This window comes from Enterobacter cloacae complex sp. IR5422 (genome assembly GCF_049238165.1).
Lineage (GTDB): Bacteria > Pseudomonadota > Gammaproteobacteria > Enterobacterales > Enterobacteriaceae > Enterobacter > Enterobacter roggenkampii.
Map to the genome: position 1 here is coordinate 1 of NZ_JBMKHT010000021.1, position 19,716 is coordinate 19,716.

The window sequence follows — 19,716 nt, forward strand, 5'->3', positions numbered from 1 at the left end:
CGGGTCTGGCGGCGTTTACTGGAAAACTCACTGTCGGCAAAAGTCAGTTGCTGGCTCATCCGGTTACTCATTCTGGGTTCAGGTTACAACACGATGATCTCACATCTCGGACTTATTCGCACCTTCCCTAGGCTATGAAGAGCCGTCCACCTTCAGCAGAGCGTTCTCAAACCAATATGGACTCTCCCCAACCAAATACCGTGAGATGGCTAAAAAAAGTCATGACATGAATGGCTTGTCGATATTGATTACAGAGGTGACGCGCGACTAAAGCGAAAATCCGCTAACCCGCCTCCAGCATCCCAAAACTCACAATCCGCGCGCGTCCCAGCTCTTTTGCCCGGTATAGCGCCACATCCGCAGCGCGCAGCAGGTTGTCGGTCTGGGCATGTTGTGGGTAGCTGGCAATGCCAATCGACACGTCCACCGGCCCAATCTCGGTCAACCCGTAGCGAAGCGACAGCTCATGCACGCCGGTGTAAATCTTCTGCGCGCAGGCGTACGCTTCTGCTTCATCGGCACCGGAAAGCAGCACCAGAAACTCCTCGCCCCCGTAGCGGAATGCCAGCCCGTTGTCATGTGCGGCCCGCTGAACAATTGACGCCACGCTTTTGATCACCAGATCGCCCGCTTCATGGCCGAAACGGTCGTTAATGCTCTTGAAGTGGTCGATATCAATCATCATGCAGCTTAACGGTACGCCAGTGCGTATCGCCTGTGCCTTTTGGGTTTGCAGGGTATCTTCCAGATGATGACGATTACGCAGGCCGGTGAGCGGGTCAAACAACGCTTTTTCCAGCAACGCGTCGCGCAGACGCTGGTTGGCCAGCGCCAGCCCGAGCGCCTCGGCCATCAGCTCCAGATACGCGCGGGAAGGGGCATTATCCGCCGTGATATTCTGGAAGGAGAGCAGGCCAATGGCCTCACCCTGAGCGATAAGCGGCACGCAAAGCGCGCTTTCCGCCTGGGATGCCGGAAGATGGTAGCAGGCAATATCCGGCTCGCCGTTCACCGGCGGGTGACTCTGCCCGCGACGCACGGCCCAGCACTCGTCCGGGTGGAACGTCGTCTCTTCACCCACCGGCGAAAGCCATTGCGCGACGCAGCGCATCTGCCACGGCTCGCGGTCAAGGACGTAGAGTCGGCCCGCGATCCCCGGCGCGATATTGGGGGCAAACAGCTCCGCCACGTTAATCACATCGTTAAAGTTCTCACACCCCTGCAGCCGCTGGGTCATGCGCGCCAGCAGCTCGCGGATGGCCCAGTCGGCATCGCGCTCTTTTTCCAGACGCTGCCGCGCCAGGCCGTTTTCACGGAAGATGCTGATGGCCTGAGCCATATCGCCTATTTCATCAATCTGGTTGAAATTGGGCGTTTCAACCGCGTAATCCTGGGATGCCAGGCGGTGCACCACGTCGCTCAGGCGGACCACGGGGCGCAGCACGCGGCGTTTTAATATAAAGCCGAGCACAAACAGGAACAGCAGGGCGGTCAGGCCGACCGTCAGCTCAGAGGCGGTACGCAGCGCTTTCGATTTTTTGGTCGCCTCCTGAACGGCGGCGATGACGCGCTTGTCGAGTATCTGGCGGAAGTGATCGAGCTGATTCTGCGCGCGCTCAAGCTCCTGCTCATAGGGCTGGCCATAGAGCAAGGCTACGGCCTGGGCGTCTTCACCGCGTTCCAGGCTTTCGAGGGCGGTTTGCTGCTCGTCCTGCAGCTCATCGACGATCTTTATTCCTTCATGCAGCAGGGCCAGTTCTTCATCCGATGCGCCGTTATCCTGCAGCTTTTCCAGCCGAAGCTCGATGCGCTTCAGGCTGTTTTCTGCCTGGTTATATTCCTTGAGCACCTGAGGATCTTTTTTAATGGCGTACAGCCGCGCTAAATCAGACTGCGCCCAGATATCGGTTTCGATATCTTCCGTCAGCTGATCAAATTTCTGCCGTTGTTCAACGGCCTGACGCTCGAGGGTATCCGCACTGGACGCCATCAGCATGATGATGCCGGAGGCGATGGTCAGGCAGACCGTGGCCCCATAGGCCCAGTTTGTTATCGTCGCGATTCGCACCAGATGATCCTTTTACGACATGAGTAGGATGGCGTTCTTCAAATTATAGAAAACGTCTGATTTAAGGCGAAAAAAAAGGCGGCACGGCGCCGCCTGGTGTGGTCTTTATCGTCACGTCCTTACAAATCTGGAGGATTTTTTCCTTCTTCGATGAAATCCGCGTCCAGCTCTTCGGCGTTGCCTTCGTGATCGCGACCGGAGAAGAGGTTCCAGCAGGCGATAAACAGCGCGGCGATGAGCGGCCCAATCACAAAGCCGTTAATGCCGTACAGCTCCATGCCGCCGAGGGTGGAGATCAGAATCAGGTAGTCCGGCATTTTGGTGTCTTTCCCCACCAGCAGCGGGCGCAGGATGTTATCCACCAGCCCGACGACGATCACGAAGAAGCCGACAATAAACAGCCCCTGCCAGATCTGGTGCGTGGCGAACAGGAAGATAGCGGCGGGCACCCAGACAATCGCCGAGCCGATGGCGGGCACCAGTGAGAGGAAGGCCATCAATGCGCCCCAGAGCACGCTGCCGTCGATACCGGCAATGGCAAAGGCAATCCCGCCGAGGATGCCCTGAACCACGGCCACCGCCGCCGTCCCTTTTACCGTGGCGCGCGACACGCCGACGAATTTGGCGAACAGATGCTGCTTGGCAAAATCGGACAGGGGCAGGGAGTCGAGGATCTGGCGTACCAGATACGGGCCGTCTTTCAGCAGGAAGAACAGCAGATACAGCATGATGCCGAAGCTAATCGCAAAGCCAAACGTGCCTTTGCCGATCAGGAACGCGCTGCCCGCGAGATACTGTCCGCCCTGCAGCGCGACGTCGGAGAGTTTTTTCTGGATCTGCGCCGCGTTGGTCAGGTTGTGATCCGCGAGGAAGCCGCTGGCCCAGTCAGGCAGGTGGTTGAAGATGCGCGCCACCACTTCCGGGAACTGGGTGTTGTTCTCCTGCAGTTTGGTGTAAACCACGTTCAGCTCAATGGCGAGCGAGGAGAGGATCACCATCAGCGGAATAAAGACGATCAGGCAGATAATACCGATGGTCAACAGCGAGGCCAGCCCGTTGCGATCCCCCAGCGCGGCGCGAAGCTTGTTTTTTACCGGATTGAAGATAACGGTCAGAATGGCGGCCCACAGTATCGCGGAGAAGTAGGGCGACAGCACGTCGAAGAAGGCCCAGGTCACAAGGGCGAGAATGAAAATAAAGAAACCTTTAGTCAGTCCGTTAAAGCGCATCAGTCAGTCCTGGTTACTAAGAAACTGTGACGACTATAGAACTGATTGTGAGAATTACCAACCTTGCGCCGGGTGGCGGCTGCGCCTTACCCGTCCTACGGGGGAGTGTTACGGTATGACTTCGCGCTTTACGGATACCACTTTCGACTGACCGAAGATCGACTTTTCCCGCACCATGCTGTAAGTATCTGCTTGCGGAGGTGCTTATGGCCTGGCGTCCGATTCTCTATGTGATCCTCACAACCCACCCCAGACTCAGCGCGCGGCGCGCCCGTTTGCGTCTGGTCATCTAGCTTTTTATTAACAATCGCGGTATAACACACCTTCTTTGGATGTTTAGATGTCCATACGTATAGAAGGTAATATGCAAACACAACAAGAAAATGGGCAGCTTAAGCGCACCATGAAAACACGCCACCTGATAATGCTCTCGCTGGGTGGCGTGATTGGGACAGGGTTATTCTTTAATACCGGCTACATCATTTCCACGACCGGGGCGGCGGGCACGCTGCTGGCCTACCTGATAGGTGCGCTGGTGGTCTGGCTGGTGATGCAGTGTCTGGGCGAACTCTCCGTGGCGATGCCGGAAACCGGCGCGTTCCACGTCTATGCCGCGCGTTATCTTGGCCCGGCGACGGGCTACACCGTGGCGTGGCTCTACTGGCTCACCTGGACGGTGGCGCTCGGCTCGAGCTTTACCGCCGCGGGCTTCTGCATGCAGTACTGGTTCCCGCAGGTGCCCGTCTGGGCGTGGTGCGTGGTCTTCTGCGTGGTGATTTTTGGCCTGAACGTCATTTCCACGCGCTTCTTTGCGGAAGGTGAGTTCTGGTTCTCCCTGGTGAAGGTCATCACCATCATCGCCTTTATTATTCTTGGCGGCGCGGCGGTCTTTGGCTTTATCCCGATGCAGGACGGTTCACCCGCGCCGGGCTTAAGCAACATCACCGCCGAGGGCTGGTTCCCGCACGGCGGCCTGCCGATCCTGATGACCATGGTGGCGGTGAACTTTGCGTTCTCCGGGACCGAACTCATCGGTATCGCAGCAGGGGAAACGGAAAACCCGCACAAGGTCATCCCGGTGGCGATCCGCACCACCATTGCGCGCCTGATCATCTTCTTTATCGGCACCGTGTTTGTGCTGGCGGCGCTAATCCCGATGCAGCAGGCGGGCGTGGAAAAGAGCCCGTTCGTGCTGGTGTTTGAAAAGGTCGGTATTCCTTACGCGGCGGATATTTTTAACTTCGTGATCCTGACGGCGATCCTTTCGGCGGCGAACTCCGGGCTGTACGCCTCCGGGCGCATGCTGTGGTCGCTCTCTAACGAGAAAACGCTCCCGCGCTGCTTTGCCCGCGTGAACAAAAACGGCGTGCCGCTGACGGCGCTCTCGGTTTCTATGCTCGGCGGCGTGCTGGCGCTCTTCTCAAGCGTCGTGGCGCCTGACACGGTATTTGTCGCGCTCTCGGCGATTTCTGGCTTTGCGGTGGTAGCCGTCTGGATCAGCATCTGCGCGTCGCACTTCGTTTTCCGTCGTCGCCATCTGCAGTCCGGCCAGCCGCTCTCTGCGCTGCAGTACCGTGCGCCGTGGTATCCGCTGGTGCCGGTCCTCGGGTTTATCCTCTGCGTGGTGGCCTGTGTCGGCCTGTGGTTTGACCCAAGCCAGCGCATTGCCCTTTATTGCGGGATCCCGTTTGTCGCCCTGTGTTATGGTGCCTACTACCTGACCCGAAATATGACATCGCAGGAGCCTGAACATGTCGCAGAATAATCCGCTTACCGCCCTCCTTGAAAAGCAGCCGTTTGTGGTGCTGGATGGCGCGATGGCGACGGAGCTGGAAGCGCGCGGCTGTAACCTGGCAGACAGCCTCTGGTCTGCCAAAGTGCTGATGGAAAACCCGGAGCTTATCCGTGAAGTGCACCTTGATTACTACCGCGCGGGCGCGCAGGTGGCGATCACCGCCAGTTACCAGGCCACGCCTGCGGGCTTTGCGGCGCGCGGCCTGGACGAGGCGCAGTCCCGAACGCTGATTGGCAAAAGCGTGGAGCTGGCGCGTAAGGCGCGTGAAGCGTATCTGGCCGAAAACCCGCATGCGGGCACGCTGCTGGTGGCGGGCTCCGTTGGGCCGTATGGTGCCTATCTGGCGGATGGCTCAGAGTATCGCGGTGACTACGTGCGCAGCGCTGAGGCGTTTACGGCCTTCCACCGCCCGCGCGTGGAAGCGCTGCTGGACGCGGGCGCTGACCTGCTGGCCTGCGAAACGCTGCCGTCTTTTGCCGAGATTAAGGCGCTGGCGGCCCTTCTGGCCGGGTATCCCCGCGCCCGGGCGTGGTTCTCCTTTACCCTGCGGGACAGCGAGCACCTGAGCGACGGCACGCCGCTGCGTGACGTGGTCAGCGTGCTGGCCGACTCTCCGCATATCGTCGCGCTGGGCATTAACTGCATCGCGCTGGAAAATACCACGGCGGCGCTGAAGCACCTGCAGAGCCTGACGTCGCTGCCGCTGGTGGTCTACCCGAACTCGGGCGAGCATTATGATGCGGTGACCAAAACCTGGCACCACCACGGCGAAGCGTGTGAGACGCTTGCGGGGTATCTGCCCCAGTGGCTGGACGCCGGAGCGAAGCTGATTGGTGGCTGCTGTCGCACCACGCCGAAGGATATTGCTGAGCTTAACGCGAAGCGCTGAGTTTTTTGCCGGGTGGCGGCTGCGCCTTACCCGGCCTACGGATCGCACAATGTGTAGGCCGGGTAAGCGCAGCGCCACCCGGCATAAAACAACCGCACAAAACCAACTATCCTTTCCCATTTTTTATCTAAAAACGAATCGTTATGAGCGATTCATTTTTATTCCTTTATCAAAATTCCCGCGTTGGAAATACTGCCCTCATAACAACAAGGGGAGCAGGCACTATGGCAATTTCATCGCGAATCACACTACTCGGCGCACTGGCGCTGTGGGCATTTCAGGCGCAGGCGGTGGACGTCACCGTCGCGTATCAAACTTCTGCGGAACCGGCGAAAGTCGCGCAGGCGGATAACACCTTTGCCAAAGAGAGCGGCGCGAAAGTCGACTGGCGCAAGTTCGACAGCGGCGCGTCCGTGGTGCGTGCGTTAGCCTCCGGCGACGTGCAGATCGGCAATATCGGTTCCAGCCCGCTGGCGGTTGCGGCCAGCCAGCAGGTGCCGATTGAGGTGTTCCTGCTCGCCTCGCAGCTCGGTAACTCTGAAGCGCTGGTGGTGAAGAAAAACATCACCAAACCGGAAGACCTGATCGGCAAACGCATCGCCGTGCCGTTTATCTCCACCACCCACTACAGCCTGCTGGCGGCGCTGAAACACTGGGGCATCAAGCCGGGGCAGGTACAAATTATTAACCTCCAGCCGCCGGCGATTATTGCGGCCTGGCAGCGCGGCGACATTGACGGGGCCTATGTGTGGGCGCCTGCGGTGAACGAGCTGGAAAAAGACGGCACCGTGCTGACCGACTCCGAAAAAGTGGGCCAGTGGGGCGCGCCGACCCTCGACGTGTGGGTCGTGCGCAAAGACTTCGCCGAGAAACATCCTGAGGTGGTGAAAGCCTTCGCGAAAAGCGCGATTGACGCCCAGCAGCCGTACATCAGTAACCCGGATGAATGGCTGAAGCAGCCCGCCAACCTGGAGAAACTCTCCCGCCTGAGCGGCGTGCCGGAAGCGGACGTGCCGGGGCTGGTGAAGGGCAATACCTATCTGACGCCCGCGCAGCAGGTGCAGCAGCTGACCGGGCCGGTTAACAAAGCGATTGTGGATACCGCCACCTTCCTGAAGGAGCAGGGTAAAGTGCCCGCAGTAGCGGCGGATTACAGCCAGTACGTGACCGATCGTTTTGTGAAATAAGGGGTTCGCCATGCTGAATATTACAAATCTGTCTGCCGATTACGGTGGTAAACCCGCCTTACAGGACATCAACCTGACGCTGGACAGCGGTGAGCTGCTGGTGGTGCTGGGCCCGTCCGGGTGCGGAAAAACCACCCTGCTGAATCTCATCGCCGGGTTTGTCCCTTATCAGCATGGCACCATTCAACTGGAAGGCAAAAAGGTGGAGGGCCCCGGCGCCGAGCGCGGCGTGGTCTTCCAGAATGAAGGCCTGCTCCCCTGGCGCAACGTGCAGGAAAACGTGGCGTTTGGGCTGCAGCTTGCGGGCATCCATCGTGAACAGCGGCTGGAAACCGCGCGGGCGATGCTGAAAAAAGTGGGGCTGGAAGGCGCGGAAAAACGCTATATCTGGCAGCTTTCCGGCGGCCAACGGCAGCGTGTCGGGATTGCCCGCGCGCTGGCCGCGAATCCGCAGCTGTTGCTGCTGGACGAGCCGTTCGGGGCGCTGGATGCCTTCACCCGCGAGCAGATGCAAACCCTGCTGCTGCGCCTGTGGCATGAGACGGGCAAGCAGGTACTGTTGATTACGCATGATATCGAAGAGGCAGTGTTTATGGCTACCGAGCTGGTGCTGCTCTCGCCGGGGCCGGGCCGCGTGCTGGAGCGCTTGCCGCTGGATTTTGCCCGCCGCTACGTCGCGGGAGAACCCGTGCGCAGCATCAAATCCGACCCGCTGTTTATCGAACAGCGTGAATACGTCTTAAGCCGCGTGTTTGAACAGCGGGAGGCTTTCTCATGAGCATCGTCTTCAGTGAAAAAACGCGCCGCACGCGTCTGGCGCTGCGCTGGCCTTTCTCGCGCCAAATTACCTTGAGCGTCGGTACGCTGCTGGTGCTGCTGGCGGTGTGGTGGGCGGTTGCTGCCCAGCAGTGGGTCAGCCCGCTGTTTCTGCCGCCGCCGGGACAGGTGCTGAGCAAACTTATTACCATCGCCGGGCCGCAGGGCTTTATGGATGCCACGCTCTGGCAGCACTTAGGTGCCAGCCTGGCGCGTATTCTGGTGGCGCTGCTGGCGGCGGTGATTATCGGCATTCCCGTGGGGATTGCGATGGGGCTGAGCCCGACGGTGCGCGGCATCCTCGACCCGCTGATTGAGCTTTACCGCCCGGTCCCGCCGCTGGCCTATCTGCCGCTGATGGTGATCTGGTTCGGCATCGGTGAAACCTCAAAAATCCTGCTGATTTATCTGGCGATTTTCGCCCCGGTGGCCATGTCGGCCCTGGCGGGCGTGAAGAGCGCCCAGCAGGTGCGGATCCGCGCGGCGCAGTCGCTGGGGGCCAGCCGCACGCAGGTGCTGCTGTTCGTGATTTTACCGGGCGCGCTGCCGGAGATTTTAACCGGGATACGCATCGGGCTTGGCGTGGGCTGGTCCACGCTGGTGGCGGCAGAGCTGATCGCCGCCACGCGAGGGTTAGGGTTTATGGTGCAGTCGGCGGGGGAGTTCCTGGCGACTGACGTGGTGCTGGCAGGGATTGCGGTCATTGCCGCGATCGCCTTCGGATTAGAACTGGGGCTACGCGCGTTACAGCGCCGCCTGACGCCCTGGCATGGAGAAATACAATGAGTGAACGTCTGACTATTACCCCGCTGGGGCCGTACATTGGCGCGCAGGTGTCGGGCCTGGATGTGACCCGTCCGCTGAGCGATAACCAGTTCGAGCAGCTGTACCACGCGGTGCTGCGACATCAGGTGGTGTTCCTGCGTGAGCAGGCGATCACCCCGCAGCAGCAGCGCGCGCTGGCCCTGCGCTTTGGCGATCTGCATATCCACCCGGTCTATCCGCATGCGGAAGGGGTGGAGGAGATTATCGTCCTCGACACCCACAACGATAACCCGCCGGATAACGATAACTGGCACACCGATGTGACCTTTATCGAGACGCCGCCTGCGGGGGCGATTCTGGCGGCGAAGCTGCTGCCGGAGACGGGGGGCGATACCCTGTGGACCAGCGGCATTGCGGCGTATGAGGCGCTCTCCGAGCCGTTCCGGACGCTGCTGAGCGGGCTGCGGGCGGAGCACGACTTCAAAAAATCGTTCCAGGAGTACAAGTACCGTAAAACGGAAGAGGAGCATCAGCGCTGGCAGGAGGCGGTGGCGAAGCATCCGCCGCTGCTGCACCCGGTGGTGCGCACCCATCCGGTCACGGGCAAGCAGGCGCTGTTCGTGAACGAAGGATTTACGACGCGCATTGTGGACGTGACGGAAAAAGAGAGCGAGGCGCTGTTAGGTTTCCTGTTCGCACATATCACTAAACCGGAGTTTCAGGTGCGCTGGCGCTGGCAGGAGAACGACCTGGCGATCTGGGATAACCGCGTGACGCAGCACTATGCCAATGCGGACTATCTGCCGCAGCGGAGGATTATGCAGCGGGCGACAATTTTGGGCGATAAGCCGTTTTACCGCCCCTGATCCTGTAGTACCCGTAGGCCGGGTAAGCGCAGCGCCACCCGGCGAAAACGGTGCACAATTGCCGGGTGGCGGCTACGCCTTACCCGGCCTACCAATCCCAGGCCAATTAAAGGTGCGCCTCAATATACCGCTGATAGCGGTTCGCCTTCAGGTAACACAAATCCACCAGCACCAGCCCGTCAACGCAGTTGTTGAACGCCGGGTCGCTGCCAAAATCAATAAACTGCACGCCGCCGGGCTCGCACAGCTCGGAATATTGCTTGTAAAGCGGCGGAATGCCGCAGCCAAGATTGCCGAGCAGGGATTTCAGCTTCGTCAGATCGTCCACGTAATCCACGCCGCCAAACTGCGCCAGCACGTCCGGCAGGGACGCGGGATACGGCTGGCGCGAGGCGGCGAGCGGATGCGTCGCCGGGAACCACAGGCGGTAAAATGCCACCAGCAGATCCCGCGCGGCAGGCGGTAAGCCACCGGAAATCGAGACCGGGCCAAACAGGTAGCGGTAGTGCGGATAACGCGCCAGATACGCCCCAATGCCGGACCATAAATAGTCCAGGCCGCGGCGCCCCCAGTAGCGCGGCTGAATAAAGCTGCGCCCCAGCTCAATGCCGTGTGCCAGCACGTCCTGCATTTTGTCGTCGTAGTGGAACAGGCTATAGCTGTACAACCCCTCAACGCCGCGCTTTTCGATCTGCATGGCCGTCGGCATAAAGCGATACGCGCCGACGATCTCCAGATCCTCCTCATCCCACAGGATCAGGTGCAGATAATCATCGTCGTAGCTGTCGGTGTCCCGGCGTTTGCCGCTCCCTTCCTCCACCGCGCGAAAGGCAATCTCGCGCAGGCGGCCCAGCTCCCGCAGCAGCGGGGCGTCTTCCTGACCGTTGCGCTGCCAAAGATAGATGGTTTTCCCGTCGCTGGTTTTGCCCAGAGATTCGGCCTGCGCCAGCGCGCGCTTCAAAGTGGCCCGGTCTTCCGGACGGGCAATCGCGCACTGGGTTTTAAAGACGCCGGGCACTCCCTTGCCAAGACGCATCACGTGCTGACGGCACTGCTCGGCCATCTCACGCGACGAAAGGGTGGCGCTGTGCCAGTGATGCCACGCAATCTGCTGGCCGATTTTAATCGGCAGCTGGCTGTGGCGGCGGCGGAACATCTGCTGCATCAGCAGCAGCATCGACAGCGTCGGGGAGACCAGCGTGCTGGCGTAAAAGAGCAGGCTGTTGTGCGCCTGAATATGCACCGGCAGCAGCGGGACGCGCAGCTTGCCGGCGAGTTTGATAAAGCCAGAGTGCCATTTCTTATCGCGAATGCCTTTGCGCGTGGGGCGGGAAACTTCGCCTGCCGGGAAGAAGATCAGTACGCCCGCGTTTTGCAGGTGCTGTTCCATCTGCACCAGCGACGACTTCGCCGTCCTGCCACCCATATTGTCCACCGGAATAAACAGCGAGCTGAGGGGCTCAAGGTGGGTCAGCATCCGGTTGGTCACGACTTTAACGTCGCGCCGCACGCGGGAGACGGCGTACAGCAACGCCAGACCGTCCAGCGTACCCGTCGGGTGGTTGGCAATGATGACCAGCGGGCCATGTTCGGGGATTTGTTCGAGATCGCGGGCGGAAACGGTGCAGAGAATATCCAGGTGTTCCAGAACCTGCTCCACCATATCCAGTCCTTTCAGATGGCGGTGGGCGGCGGCAAACTGCTGAAACTCGTCTTCGTAGAACAGTCTTTTTAACAGACTTTTTTGCCAGGGTGCGGGCCTCGCCTGAGGCCAAAGATCGTCGAGAACGCTATCGAGGCTAAACATGGTCACTCCTCCTGCCGTCTTGCGAAGACAGTAGAAGGCGCAGATGTCGGTTGTATTGCAGTTGGGTGAAGATTTGAGCAGAGAGCAGGCCGGGTAAGGCGAAGCCGCCACCCGGCGCTAAAGCGGATTAACGCAGAATTTTCTTCTCGGCCAGATCCAGGGCGAAGTAGCTGAAGATCAGATCCGCGCCGGCGCGTTTGATCGCACCCAGGCTTTCAAGGATCACTTTCTCTTCGTCGATCGCCCCTGCCAGCGCGGCGAACTTGATCATTGCGTACTCGCCGCTCACCTGGTAAGCGCCCAGCGGCAGCTCGGTGCGTTCGCGGATGTCGCGCAGGATATCAAGGTACGCGCCAGCCGGTTTTACCATCAGGCAGTCTGCGCCCTGGGCTTCATCGAGCAGGGATTCACGAATCGCTTCGCGGCGGTTCAGCGGGTTCATCTGATAGGTTTTACGATCGCCCTTCAGCGCCGTGCCGGCTGCTTCACGGAACGGGCCGTAGAAGGAGGAGGCAAATTTGGTGGAGTAGGACATGATGGCGGTGTCGGTGAAACCGGCCGCGTCCAGCGCCTGACGAATCGCCTGAACCTGTCCGTCCATCGCCGCAGACGGTGCGATGAAGTCCGCACCCGCAGCGGCCGCGACGACCGCCTGCTTGCCGAGGTTCAGCAGGGTGGCATCGTTATCCACGCCGTGATCGCACAGCACGCCGCAGTGGCCGTGAGAGGTATATTCACAGAAACAGGTGTCGGACATCACCACCATTTCCGGCACGGTTTCTTTGCAGATGCGCGACATGCGGGCGACGAGGCCATCTTCCTTCCACGCGTCGCTGCCGGTGGCGTCGGTATGATGGGAGATGCCGAAGGTCATCACCGAGCGGATCCCCGCGTTGGCGATACGTTCGATCTCACGCGCCAGATATTTCTCCGGAATGCGCATGACGCCCGGCATGGCCTCGATGGCTTTGTAGTCATCGATCTCTTCTTCAACAAAAATCGGCAACACCAGATCGTTTAAGGTCAGGGTTGTCTCTTCAAACATAGCGCGCAGTGCAGGTGACTTACGCAGACGGCGGGGACGTGCAATTAAATCGGTCATGGTATGCCTGATGTTTGTGGAACAAAGAGGGCTAGTGTACCTCAAAGTGGCGACGGGTGTTTTACTAAAGTGGGCATTTTGCTTTTGCGAAATGCGGCAGATGAGTTTGCCTGTTACCAATAATATATAATGCAGGACAGTATAACGCTGAGAGAAGAATGAGATATTTGTGTTATTTCTATATAGAAATGAATGTATCATTAAAAATGATTTATTATTTTTTATGATGTTTCCCTGGTTGCTTTGCCCGTGCATTAACATTTTGTTTTTATAATATTTATTTTATGACACCCTGTGCGTTGTGGCCTGAATCTGTTTTTTGTCTGAATGCGGACTTAATGGAAACATTCATTGAACCTTTTCGAAATGAAACTGCATAATTCCCTCCGCAATTAAATATTGCAAATTCATTGATGGACAAACTTGCTTACGTCCCTGAGGAGGGATGACCCAATGCAAACATGGAAAAAGAAACTCGTTGTATCTCAACTTGCATTAGCCTGCACCCTGGCTATCGCTTCTCAGGCCAATGCGAAGGATATTTCCGGTACGACATATAATACCTTCGGATACGATAATACAGCGACCACTCCCTGGTATTATGGCTATGCCGACTGGGATTTCTCAGATGCCATCCACGATGGTGATATTTACCCGGTGATTAATAAAACCACCGTGAATGGTGTTATTTCAACGTACTATCTCGATGATGGCATCAATGGTCGGGCGAATGCGTTGAGTATTTCCAACAGCACCATTAATGGCATGATTACCTCTCAGTGTATGACCGCCACCTGTGCTGATGGTCTGGATGCCGACGGCACCCAACATGCTCAATACGATCGTTTTAGCCTGACAGTTGATAATTCCACCATTAACGATACGTATGAACATTATGCGTATGATGTTGTAAATGGGGAAAATACGGAAAGACACTATCTGGATACCTATGATATGGGTAATGCGATTACCCTGGACGTGGAATCAGATATTGTTATCCAGAATAATTCTCACGTCGCGGGGATTACCCTGACGCAGGGGTATCAGGAACGGGATAATACCCCGTACGACGGCGTTGAAGGCGTAGCCAACAGCAGCAAGGTCTTTACCGACACGCTGCTGGTAAAAGATTCGGTACTGACTTCCGGTGCGTACCGCGATTTAGGTACCAGCGGATTCTACGGTCAGACCGCGAAGCCGAGCGACTATAGTGAAACCGACGCGACAGGGGCAGATGATGCCGCGCTGATTGTTACCGCCAGCGCGTCTGATAACGCGATGCAGACCGCTGCCACCTTCGATCACTCCACCGTTACGGGCGACATCCTGTTCTCCAGCACCTTCGACAACAACTTCTACCCGAACGGCGATCCGGCAACCGATACCACCGAAGACGGTGTCTATAACCCTACCACCAACGGCTGGGACGGCACCGATAAGCTGGATGTCACCCTGACCAACGGCAGCAAATGGGTCGGTGCTGCGCAGTCCAGCGTTGAGGCTATCGGCACGACGCAGATGTATGGCCAGGGCTACAGCAACGTAGACTGGCGCACGCTGTCCCCGAACAGCATTTGGCCGGATTCCACCTATGACAGCAACGCACATGTTGCGGGTGAAGCGGTGTATCAGAGCGGTCTGTTTAACATTGCGCTGGATAACGGCTCCGAGTGGGATACCCGCAAGATGTCAAACATTGACACGCTGACGGTAAACAACCAGTCTCAGGTCAATGTTGAAAACTCAGGCCTGCTGGCGGATACCATCACTCTGACCAATGCTTCCTCATTGAACATCGGCGACAACGGCGGCGTGGCCACCGACCATCTGTATCTGGACAGCGATAGCCGTGCGGCACTGACGGAAGAAACGGCCGAGCTGTATGCCAACACCATCACCGTGGATAACGGTGCAGAGCTGGCGCTGGGTCTGGGCCAGGTTGATACGCACACTATGGTTCTGACCGATGGCGGCGTGCTGAATGTTGCGAGCCGCGATTACGTGCTGAACAGCGATCTGAACAACGCACGCTATATCACTAACGACAAGCGCAGCGCCGATTATGACTACGGCGTAGTGGCCATTCACTCTGACGGCCATCTGGCGGTGAACGGTGACGTCGCAGGCAACTATAAAGTCCGTATCGACGACGCGACCGGAGCAGGTTCCGTCGCTGATTACAAAAATAAAGAGATTGTCCGTGTCTATGACAATAACGCGGATACGGCGGCCAGCTTTACTGCCGCAAACAAAGCCGATTTAGGTGCTTATACCTACCAGGCGCAGCAGCAGGGTGACACCGTCGTTCTGCAGCAGAAAGAACTGACCGACTATGCCAATATGGCGCTGAGCATCCCTTCTGCTAATACCAATATCTGGAATCTGCAGCAGGATACCGTAGGTGCGCGTCTGACCAACAGCCGTCACGGCCTGGCGGATAACGGCGGGGCGTGGGTGAGCTACTTCGGCGGCAACTTCGACGGTGACAACGGCGTTATCAGCTACGATCAGGACGTGAGCGGTATTATGGTGGGTCTGGATACCCAGATTGACGGTAATAACGCGAAGTGGATCGTCGGTGGTGCGGCAGGTTTCGCGAAGGGCGATATCAGCGATCGTACCGGTCAGGTCGATCAGGATAGCCAGACGGCGATGATCTACGCGTCAGCGAAGTTCATGAACGATCTTTTCCTCGACAGCTCCCTGAGCTACACCCGCTTCAACAACGATCTCTCCGCTAACATGAGCAACGGTCAGTATGTTGACGGCAATACCACCAGTGACGCTGTTGGCTTTGGTCTGAAGCTGGGTTATGACTGGAAACCAAACCTCTCTGGCTACGTAACGCCATACGCAGCCGTATCGGGTCTGTTCCAGTCAGGCGATGATTATCGCCTCAGCAATGACATGCGCATGGATGGACAATCATACGATAGCCTGCGTTATGAACTCGGTGTTGATACGGGTTACACCTTCAACTACGGCGGCGATCAGGCTCTGACCCCTTACTTCAAACTGGCCTGGGTTTATGACGACGCCGATAACAATGCCGATATTAACGGTGACAGCATTGATAACGGCGTGAAAGGTTCAGCTGTTCGTGTTGGGCTGGGCACCCAGTTCAGCTTCACGAAGAACTTCAGCGCTTACACGGATGCCACATATCTTGGCGGCGGCGACGTTGACCAGAACTGGGGCGCAAACCTGGGTGTGAAATATACCTGGTAATGAATAAAGCGGGGGAGGGGGTATCTCCTCCGCTTTTTAGCGAAGCAATAAAAATAATATTGAACCGACAAATACGGATGACTTGAGGTCTGCATGAACGTTAATGCGAAACCACTTTCTGAATTACGCCGGCTCGAACAGGGGTTAATAGCAGCCAGTACCCCTTTTACATGTGCACCCCAACAATTAATTACGTCGGGCGAATCGAATGAGCCTCGCACGATCGTATTACAAACCGGCGTTATTGAGATCTATCGCCCTTCTGATGAACTTCTGGTGGGGATTGCGACTGCCCCCTTTATTTTTGGTCTGGCTACGGTGATGATTAATCATTCACAGGAATACAGAGTGATTGCCAAAACGGCCTGTACCGGTTTTTATTTATCCACAGAAACTACCCGACAACAAATCCAGCAATTTTCACTGTGGAAAGAGGCCTTCAGCTGGTTATCCTGGATAAATTACATTCTTGAGAAGCGCGATAAGCAGCTGGTTGGCAATAACTCCTATCACCAGATCCGCGCGATGCTGCTTAATATGGCCGAGTGGGATGAAACGCTGCGTTCAAAAATCGGTGTGATGAATCATATTCAGCAAAGCACACGCATTTCACGTTCTGTTGTTGCCGAGGTTCTGGCCGCCCTGCGACAGGGAAATTATATCAATATGAGCCGGGGCAAGCTGGTCAGCATCAACCGCTTGCCCACGGAATATTAATCTCAGTTGGATGCGGTAAGCACCTGGGCTTTATTGGCACTCAATTCCGCCACCAGGTTATTAACACCGTCACTCATATTGACGAAACGCGTATGCGGGGAGCGAGTGACCACCACAAACGCGCCCACGTTCGACTGCGGAATCATAGCCATATAGGTGATGAATCCGCCGCCGCCGCCGGTTTTCTGAATAATCCCCGGCCGGCCATTTTTCGGTGCCATATAGACCCAGCCCATGCCGAGCGCATCGGCTTTACCCGGCACGTCCATCCCGATGACCCGATGCAGCTGAGTACGCTGATAAATCAGGGTCTGCATACGATCGGCCTGGCTGCTGCGAGAGTAGAAATCCGAGGAAAGGAACTGCTGCATCCAGCGCATCATGTCGCCAGGCGTGGAGTAAACCCCGCCGCTGCCCACGGCCGCCAGCGTGTTATTACAGGGGCTGGCGCCTTTCTCTGCCACCATCAGGCGACGGCACTGGTCCGGGGACGGGGTAAAGGTGGTGTCTTTCATGCCCAGCGGACGGGTGATCTGCTCTTCAAACAGCTGGGTGTAGGGTTTGCCAGCCGCCGTTGAGAGGGCATCCGCCAGCAGGTCAAACGCCAGGTTTGAATATGAGGCCTGCGAACCCGGCGCCGCCTTCAGCGTGGCGGTACTCAGATAGCTCCAGCGCTGGTCGCGCGTTGGCCAGACAAAGACGTCACGATGCGCCGCGCCGCCTGGCTGTTCACGCGGCAGGGCGCTGGTGTGGGTAGCAAGGTTCACAAGCCGGATCGGCGTACCCTGATACGTGGGGACCCGGGCGCCTGGCGGCGCGTATTTGCTGAGCGGATCGTCGAGCTTCACCACGCCCTGATCGAGCAGTTTCACCAGCATTTCGCTGGTCATCAGCTTGGTTAAGGATGCGATGCGGATAACGGAATCCAGCTGCGGGTGAACGTTATTGCCCGGGCGCGTTTCGCCAAAGCTGCGAAATACACGCTGGTTTCCGTCGATAACGACCATCGCCATACCGGTCGCGCCGCTGCCGTAATAGATAAGGTTCGCGTAGCGATCGGCAATATCTGAAGCTAAAACGGGAGCCGTCAGCGGTTGGGCTGCCTGGGCGGTAGAGAAGCTCACCGCACACAGCGCGGCAAAAGAGAGCAGACAACGTTTCAACGAAAAGCATCCATGAAGTGAATGAGGAAAGTAATGGGTATTTATACTACTAATCGGTACCGTGCAATGCCCCGAATTGCATAACGATAGCGAGAAAAACGTAACCATGGGTAAATATGAACAATTTACTTGCGAGCCATCTCCCATTTTGTGACATCGGGCTTATGATAGGCACCAGTGTCACTCAATCTTACGGAGAACGGTATGTCTGAGAAGCGTGTGGTTATGGTTGTCGATATGCAAAACGGGGTGTTTGAAACCCCTCGTCATCAGCGCGAAAAGTGTGTCTCTCTGATCAACCAGCTTACGCAGGCAGCCGACACGGTGATTTTTATACAGCATACCGAGGCCGGGGGGTTGGAAGAGGGAAGCGAAGGGTTTGCGCTACTGCCTGAACTCCATCAGCCTGCTGGTGCGCTTTACGTGACCAAAACCGCCTGCGATGCCTTCTACAACACCGGGCTTGAGGCGCTGCTGCGGGAGCAGGGCATTCGCGAGTTTGTCATCTGCGGCTGCGCCACCGATTACTGCGTCGATGCGACGATCAAGAACGGCGTTAGCCGGGGTTATCACATCACCGTTGCCGAAGATGCCCATACCACCGCCAACCGTCCGGCTGCTGATGCACAGATCCTGATTAACCATCACAACGACGTCTGGCGTAACTTCATTGCGCCAGCGAATCCTCTCGCGGTGAAACGCACCGAAACAATTCTTGAAAACTGGAAAGCGAACTAATAATTAACGCTCGGGTCTGACCTTTTTGCCGGAGCCGGGAGGCTGGCTCGGGCAGGTTTTCGTGTGGTGACGTGTTGTACACAGCAACAGCCATAACAACAAGAAGGAAGCATTATGTTTAAGTCTTTTTTCCCAAAGCCGGGGCCTTTTTTCCTGTCGGCATTTATTTGGGCACTGATCGCTGTCATTTTCTGGCAGGCGGGCGGCGGCGCATGGCTGACGCGCATCACGGGGGCGACAGGCGAGGTGCCGATTAGCGCGGCGCGCTTCTGGTCGCTGAGCTACCTGCTGTTTTACGCCTACTACATGGTGTGCGTAGGGCTGTTTGCCCTGTTCTGGTTTGTCTATTCACCCCACCGCTGGCAGTACTGGTCGATCCTTGGCACATCGCTGATTATCTTTGTGACCTGGTTCCTGGTGGAAGTGGGCGTAGCGGTTAACGCCTGGTATGCACCGTTCTACGATCTGATCCAGACCGCGCTGAGCTCGCCACACAAGGTGACCATCAATCAGTTCTACCATGAGGTCGGCGTCTTCCTCGGCATCGCCCTGATTGCGGTGATCATCGGCGTGATGAACAACTTCTTCGTTAGCCACTACGTTTTCCGCTGGCGTACCGCGATGAACGAACATTATATGGCGCACTGGCAGCACCTGCGTCATATCGAAGGTGCCGCACAGCGCGTGCAGGAAGACACCATGCGTTTTGCCTCCACGCTTGAAGACATGGGCGTCAGCTTTATCAACGCCATCATGACGCTGATTGCCTTCCTGCCGGTGCTGGTGACGCTCTCGGCGCACGTGCCGGATCTGCCGATTGTCGGCCACATTCCGTATGGTCTGGTGATTGCCGCGATTGTCTGGTCGCTGATGGGCACGGGCCTGCTGGCGGTAGTTGGGATTAAACTGCCGGGTCTGGAGTTTAAAAATCAACGCGTCGAAGCCGCATACCGTAAAGAGCTGGTGTACGGTGAAGACGATGCCAACCGCGCCTCGCCGCCGACCGTCCGCGAGCTGTTTGGCGCCGTGCGTCGTAACTATTTCCGTCTTTACTTCCACTATATGTATTTCAACATTGCGCGTATTTTGTATCTGCAGGTGGATAACGTTTTCGGTTTGTTCCTGCTGTTTCCGTCCATTGTTGCGGGTACGATTACGCTCGGTCTGATGACGCAGATCACCAACGTTTTCGGTCAGGTTCGTGGGTCGTTCCAGTACCTGATCAGCTCCTGGACCACGCTGGTGGAATTGATGTCCATCTACAAACGTCTGCGCAGCTTTGAACGCGAGCTGGACGATCGTGACCTGCAGGAAGTCACCAACACATTTAGCTAATACAGGACGTT

Annotated in this window: 15 protein-coding genes; 10 read left to right on the forward strand and 5 right to left on the reverse strand. The window is 57.3% G+C overall.

Going from position 1 to position 19,716, the window contains the following annotated elements; genetic code table 11:
• Window positions 1-283 precede the first annotated feature (283 nt).
• Window positions 284-2,068, reverse strand: a complete 1,785-nt coding sequence (locus ACOTXT_RS12105; RefSeq protein ID WP_055321831.1) for a diguanylate cyclase — start codon at window positions 2,066-2,068, stop codon at window positions 284-286.
• Window positions 2,069-2,187: 119 nt separating this feature from the next.
• Window positions 2,188-3,297: an AI-2E family transporter gene (locus tag ACOTXT_RS12110; RefSeq protein WP_055321830.1), complete on the reverse strand. Its 1,110-nt coding sequence runs from the start codon at window positions 3,295-3,297 to the stop codon at window positions 2,188-2,190.
• A gap of 364 nt (window positions 3,298-3,661) precedes the next feature.
• Here ACOTXT_RS12110 and mmuP point away from each other — a divergent pair, with 364 nt between their 5' ends.
• From mmuP to tauD, 6 genes are all read left to right on the forward strand, one after another.
• On the forward strand, window positions 3,662-5,062 hold the full coding sequence (gene mmuP, locus ACOTXT_RS12115; protein WP_008503244.1) for an S-methylmethionine permease: 1,401 nt from the start codon (window positions 3,662-3,664) through the stop codon (window positions 5,060-5,062).
• Window positions 5,049-5,981 (forward strand): homocysteine S-methyltransferase, encoded by a 933-nt coding sequence (gene mmuM / locus ACOTXT_RS12120; protein ID WP_333166127.1) that lies wholly within the window; start codon window positions 5,049-5,051, stop codon window positions 5,979-5,981. The genes mmuP and mmuM overlap by 14 nt, the downstream gene beginning before the upstream one ends.
• Before the next feature lie 224 nt (window positions 5,982-6,205).
• Window positions 6,206-7,168, forward strand: a complete 963-nt coding sequence (gene tauA, locus ACOTXT_RS12125) for a taurine ABC transporter substrate-binding protein (RefSeq protein WP_023293188.1) — start codon at window positions 6,206-6,208, stop codon at window positions 7,166-7,168.
• A gap of 10 nt (window positions 7,169-7,178) precedes the next feature.
• Window positions 7,179-7,946, forward strand: a complete 768-nt coding sequence (gene tauB, locus ACOTXT_RS12130) for a taurine ABC transporter ATP-binding subunit (protein ID WP_023343464.1) — start codon at window positions 7,179-7,181, stop codon at window positions 7,944-7,946.
• Complete coding sequence (tauC, locus tag ACOTXT_RS12135; RefSeq protein WP_023326764.1) at window positions 7,943-8,770, forward strand: taurine ABC transporter permease TauC; 828 nt, start codon at window positions 7,943-7,945, stop codon at window positions 8,768-8,770. Before tauB ends, tauC begins: the two co-directional genes overlap by 4 nt.
• Entirely contained in the window at window positions 8,767-9,615 is an 849-nt protein-coding gene (tauD, locus tag ACOTXT_RS12140) for a taurine dioxygenase (protein WP_087449776.1), read from the forward strand. Before tauC ends, tauD begins: the two co-directional genes overlap by 4 nt.
• A 106-nt stretch (window positions 9,616-9,721) precedes the next feature.
• On the opposite strand, the gene ACOTXT_RS12145 is transcribed toward tauD, so the two are convergent.
• Together ACOTXT_RS12145 and hemB are read right to left on the reverse strand one after the other, a co-directional pair.
• Window positions 9,722-11,422 (reverse strand): lysophospholipid acyltransferase family protein, encoded by a 1,701-nt coding sequence (locus ACOTXT_RS12145; protein ID WP_049121525.1) that lies wholly within the window; start codon window positions 11,420-11,422, stop codon window positions 9,722-9,724.
• 127 nt (window positions 11,423-11,549) lie between these two features.
• Complete coding sequence (hemB, locus tag ACOTXT_RS12150) at window positions 11,550-12,524, reverse strand: porphobilinogen synthase (RefSeq protein ID WP_021241687.1); 975 nt, start codon at window positions 12,522-12,524, stop codon at window positions 11,550-11,552.
• A 453-nt stretch (window positions 12,525-12,977) separates the two neighbouring features.
• On the opposite strand from hemB, the gene ACOTXT_RS12155 reads away from it, so the two are divergent.
• Window positions 12,978-15,752 carry an autotransporter outer membrane beta-barrel domain-containing protein gene (locus ACOTXT_RS12155; RefSeq protein ID WP_023343467.1) on the forward strand — a complete coding sequence of 925 codons (2,775 nt, stop codon included), beginning with the start codon at window positions 12,978-12,980 and terminating at the stop codon, window positions 15,750-15,752.
• Between the two features lie 93 nt (window positions 15,753-15,845).
• Window positions 15,846-16,469 (forward strand): helix-turn-helix domain-containing protein, encoded by a 624-nt coding sequence (locus tag ACOTXT_RS12160; protein ID WP_008503292.1) that lies wholly within the window; start codon window positions 15,846-15,848, stop codon window positions 16,467-16,469.
• A gap of 2 nt (window positions 16,470-16,471) precedes the next feature.
• Here ACOTXT_RS12160 and ampH read toward each other — a convergent pair whose 3' ends face one another.
• Complete coding sequence (gene ampH / locus ACOTXT_RS12165) at window positions 16,472-17,632, reverse strand: D-alanyl-D-alanine-carboxypeptidase/endopeptidase AmpH (RefSeq protein WP_008503291.1); 1,161 nt, start codon at window positions 17,630-17,632, stop codon at window positions 16,472-16,474.
• Window positions 17,633-17,836: 204 nt separating this feature from the next.
• Between ampH and ACOTXT_RS12170 the strand changes: the two genes are divergently transcribed.
• Entirely contained in the window at window positions 17,837-18,370 is a 534-nt protein-coding gene (locus ACOTXT_RS12170; protein WP_023343468.1) for an isochorismatase family protein, read from the forward strand.
• Between the two features lie 114 nt (window positions 18,371-18,484).
• Window positions 18,485-19,705 carry a peptide antibiotic transporter SbmA gene (gene sbmA / locus ACOTXT_RS12175; protein ID WP_008503289.1) on the forward strand — a complete coding sequence of 407 codons (1,221 nt, stop codon included), beginning with the start codon at window positions 18,485-18,487 and terminating at the stop codon, window positions 19,703-19,705.
• Window positions 19,706-19,716: the final 11 nt, after the last annotated feature.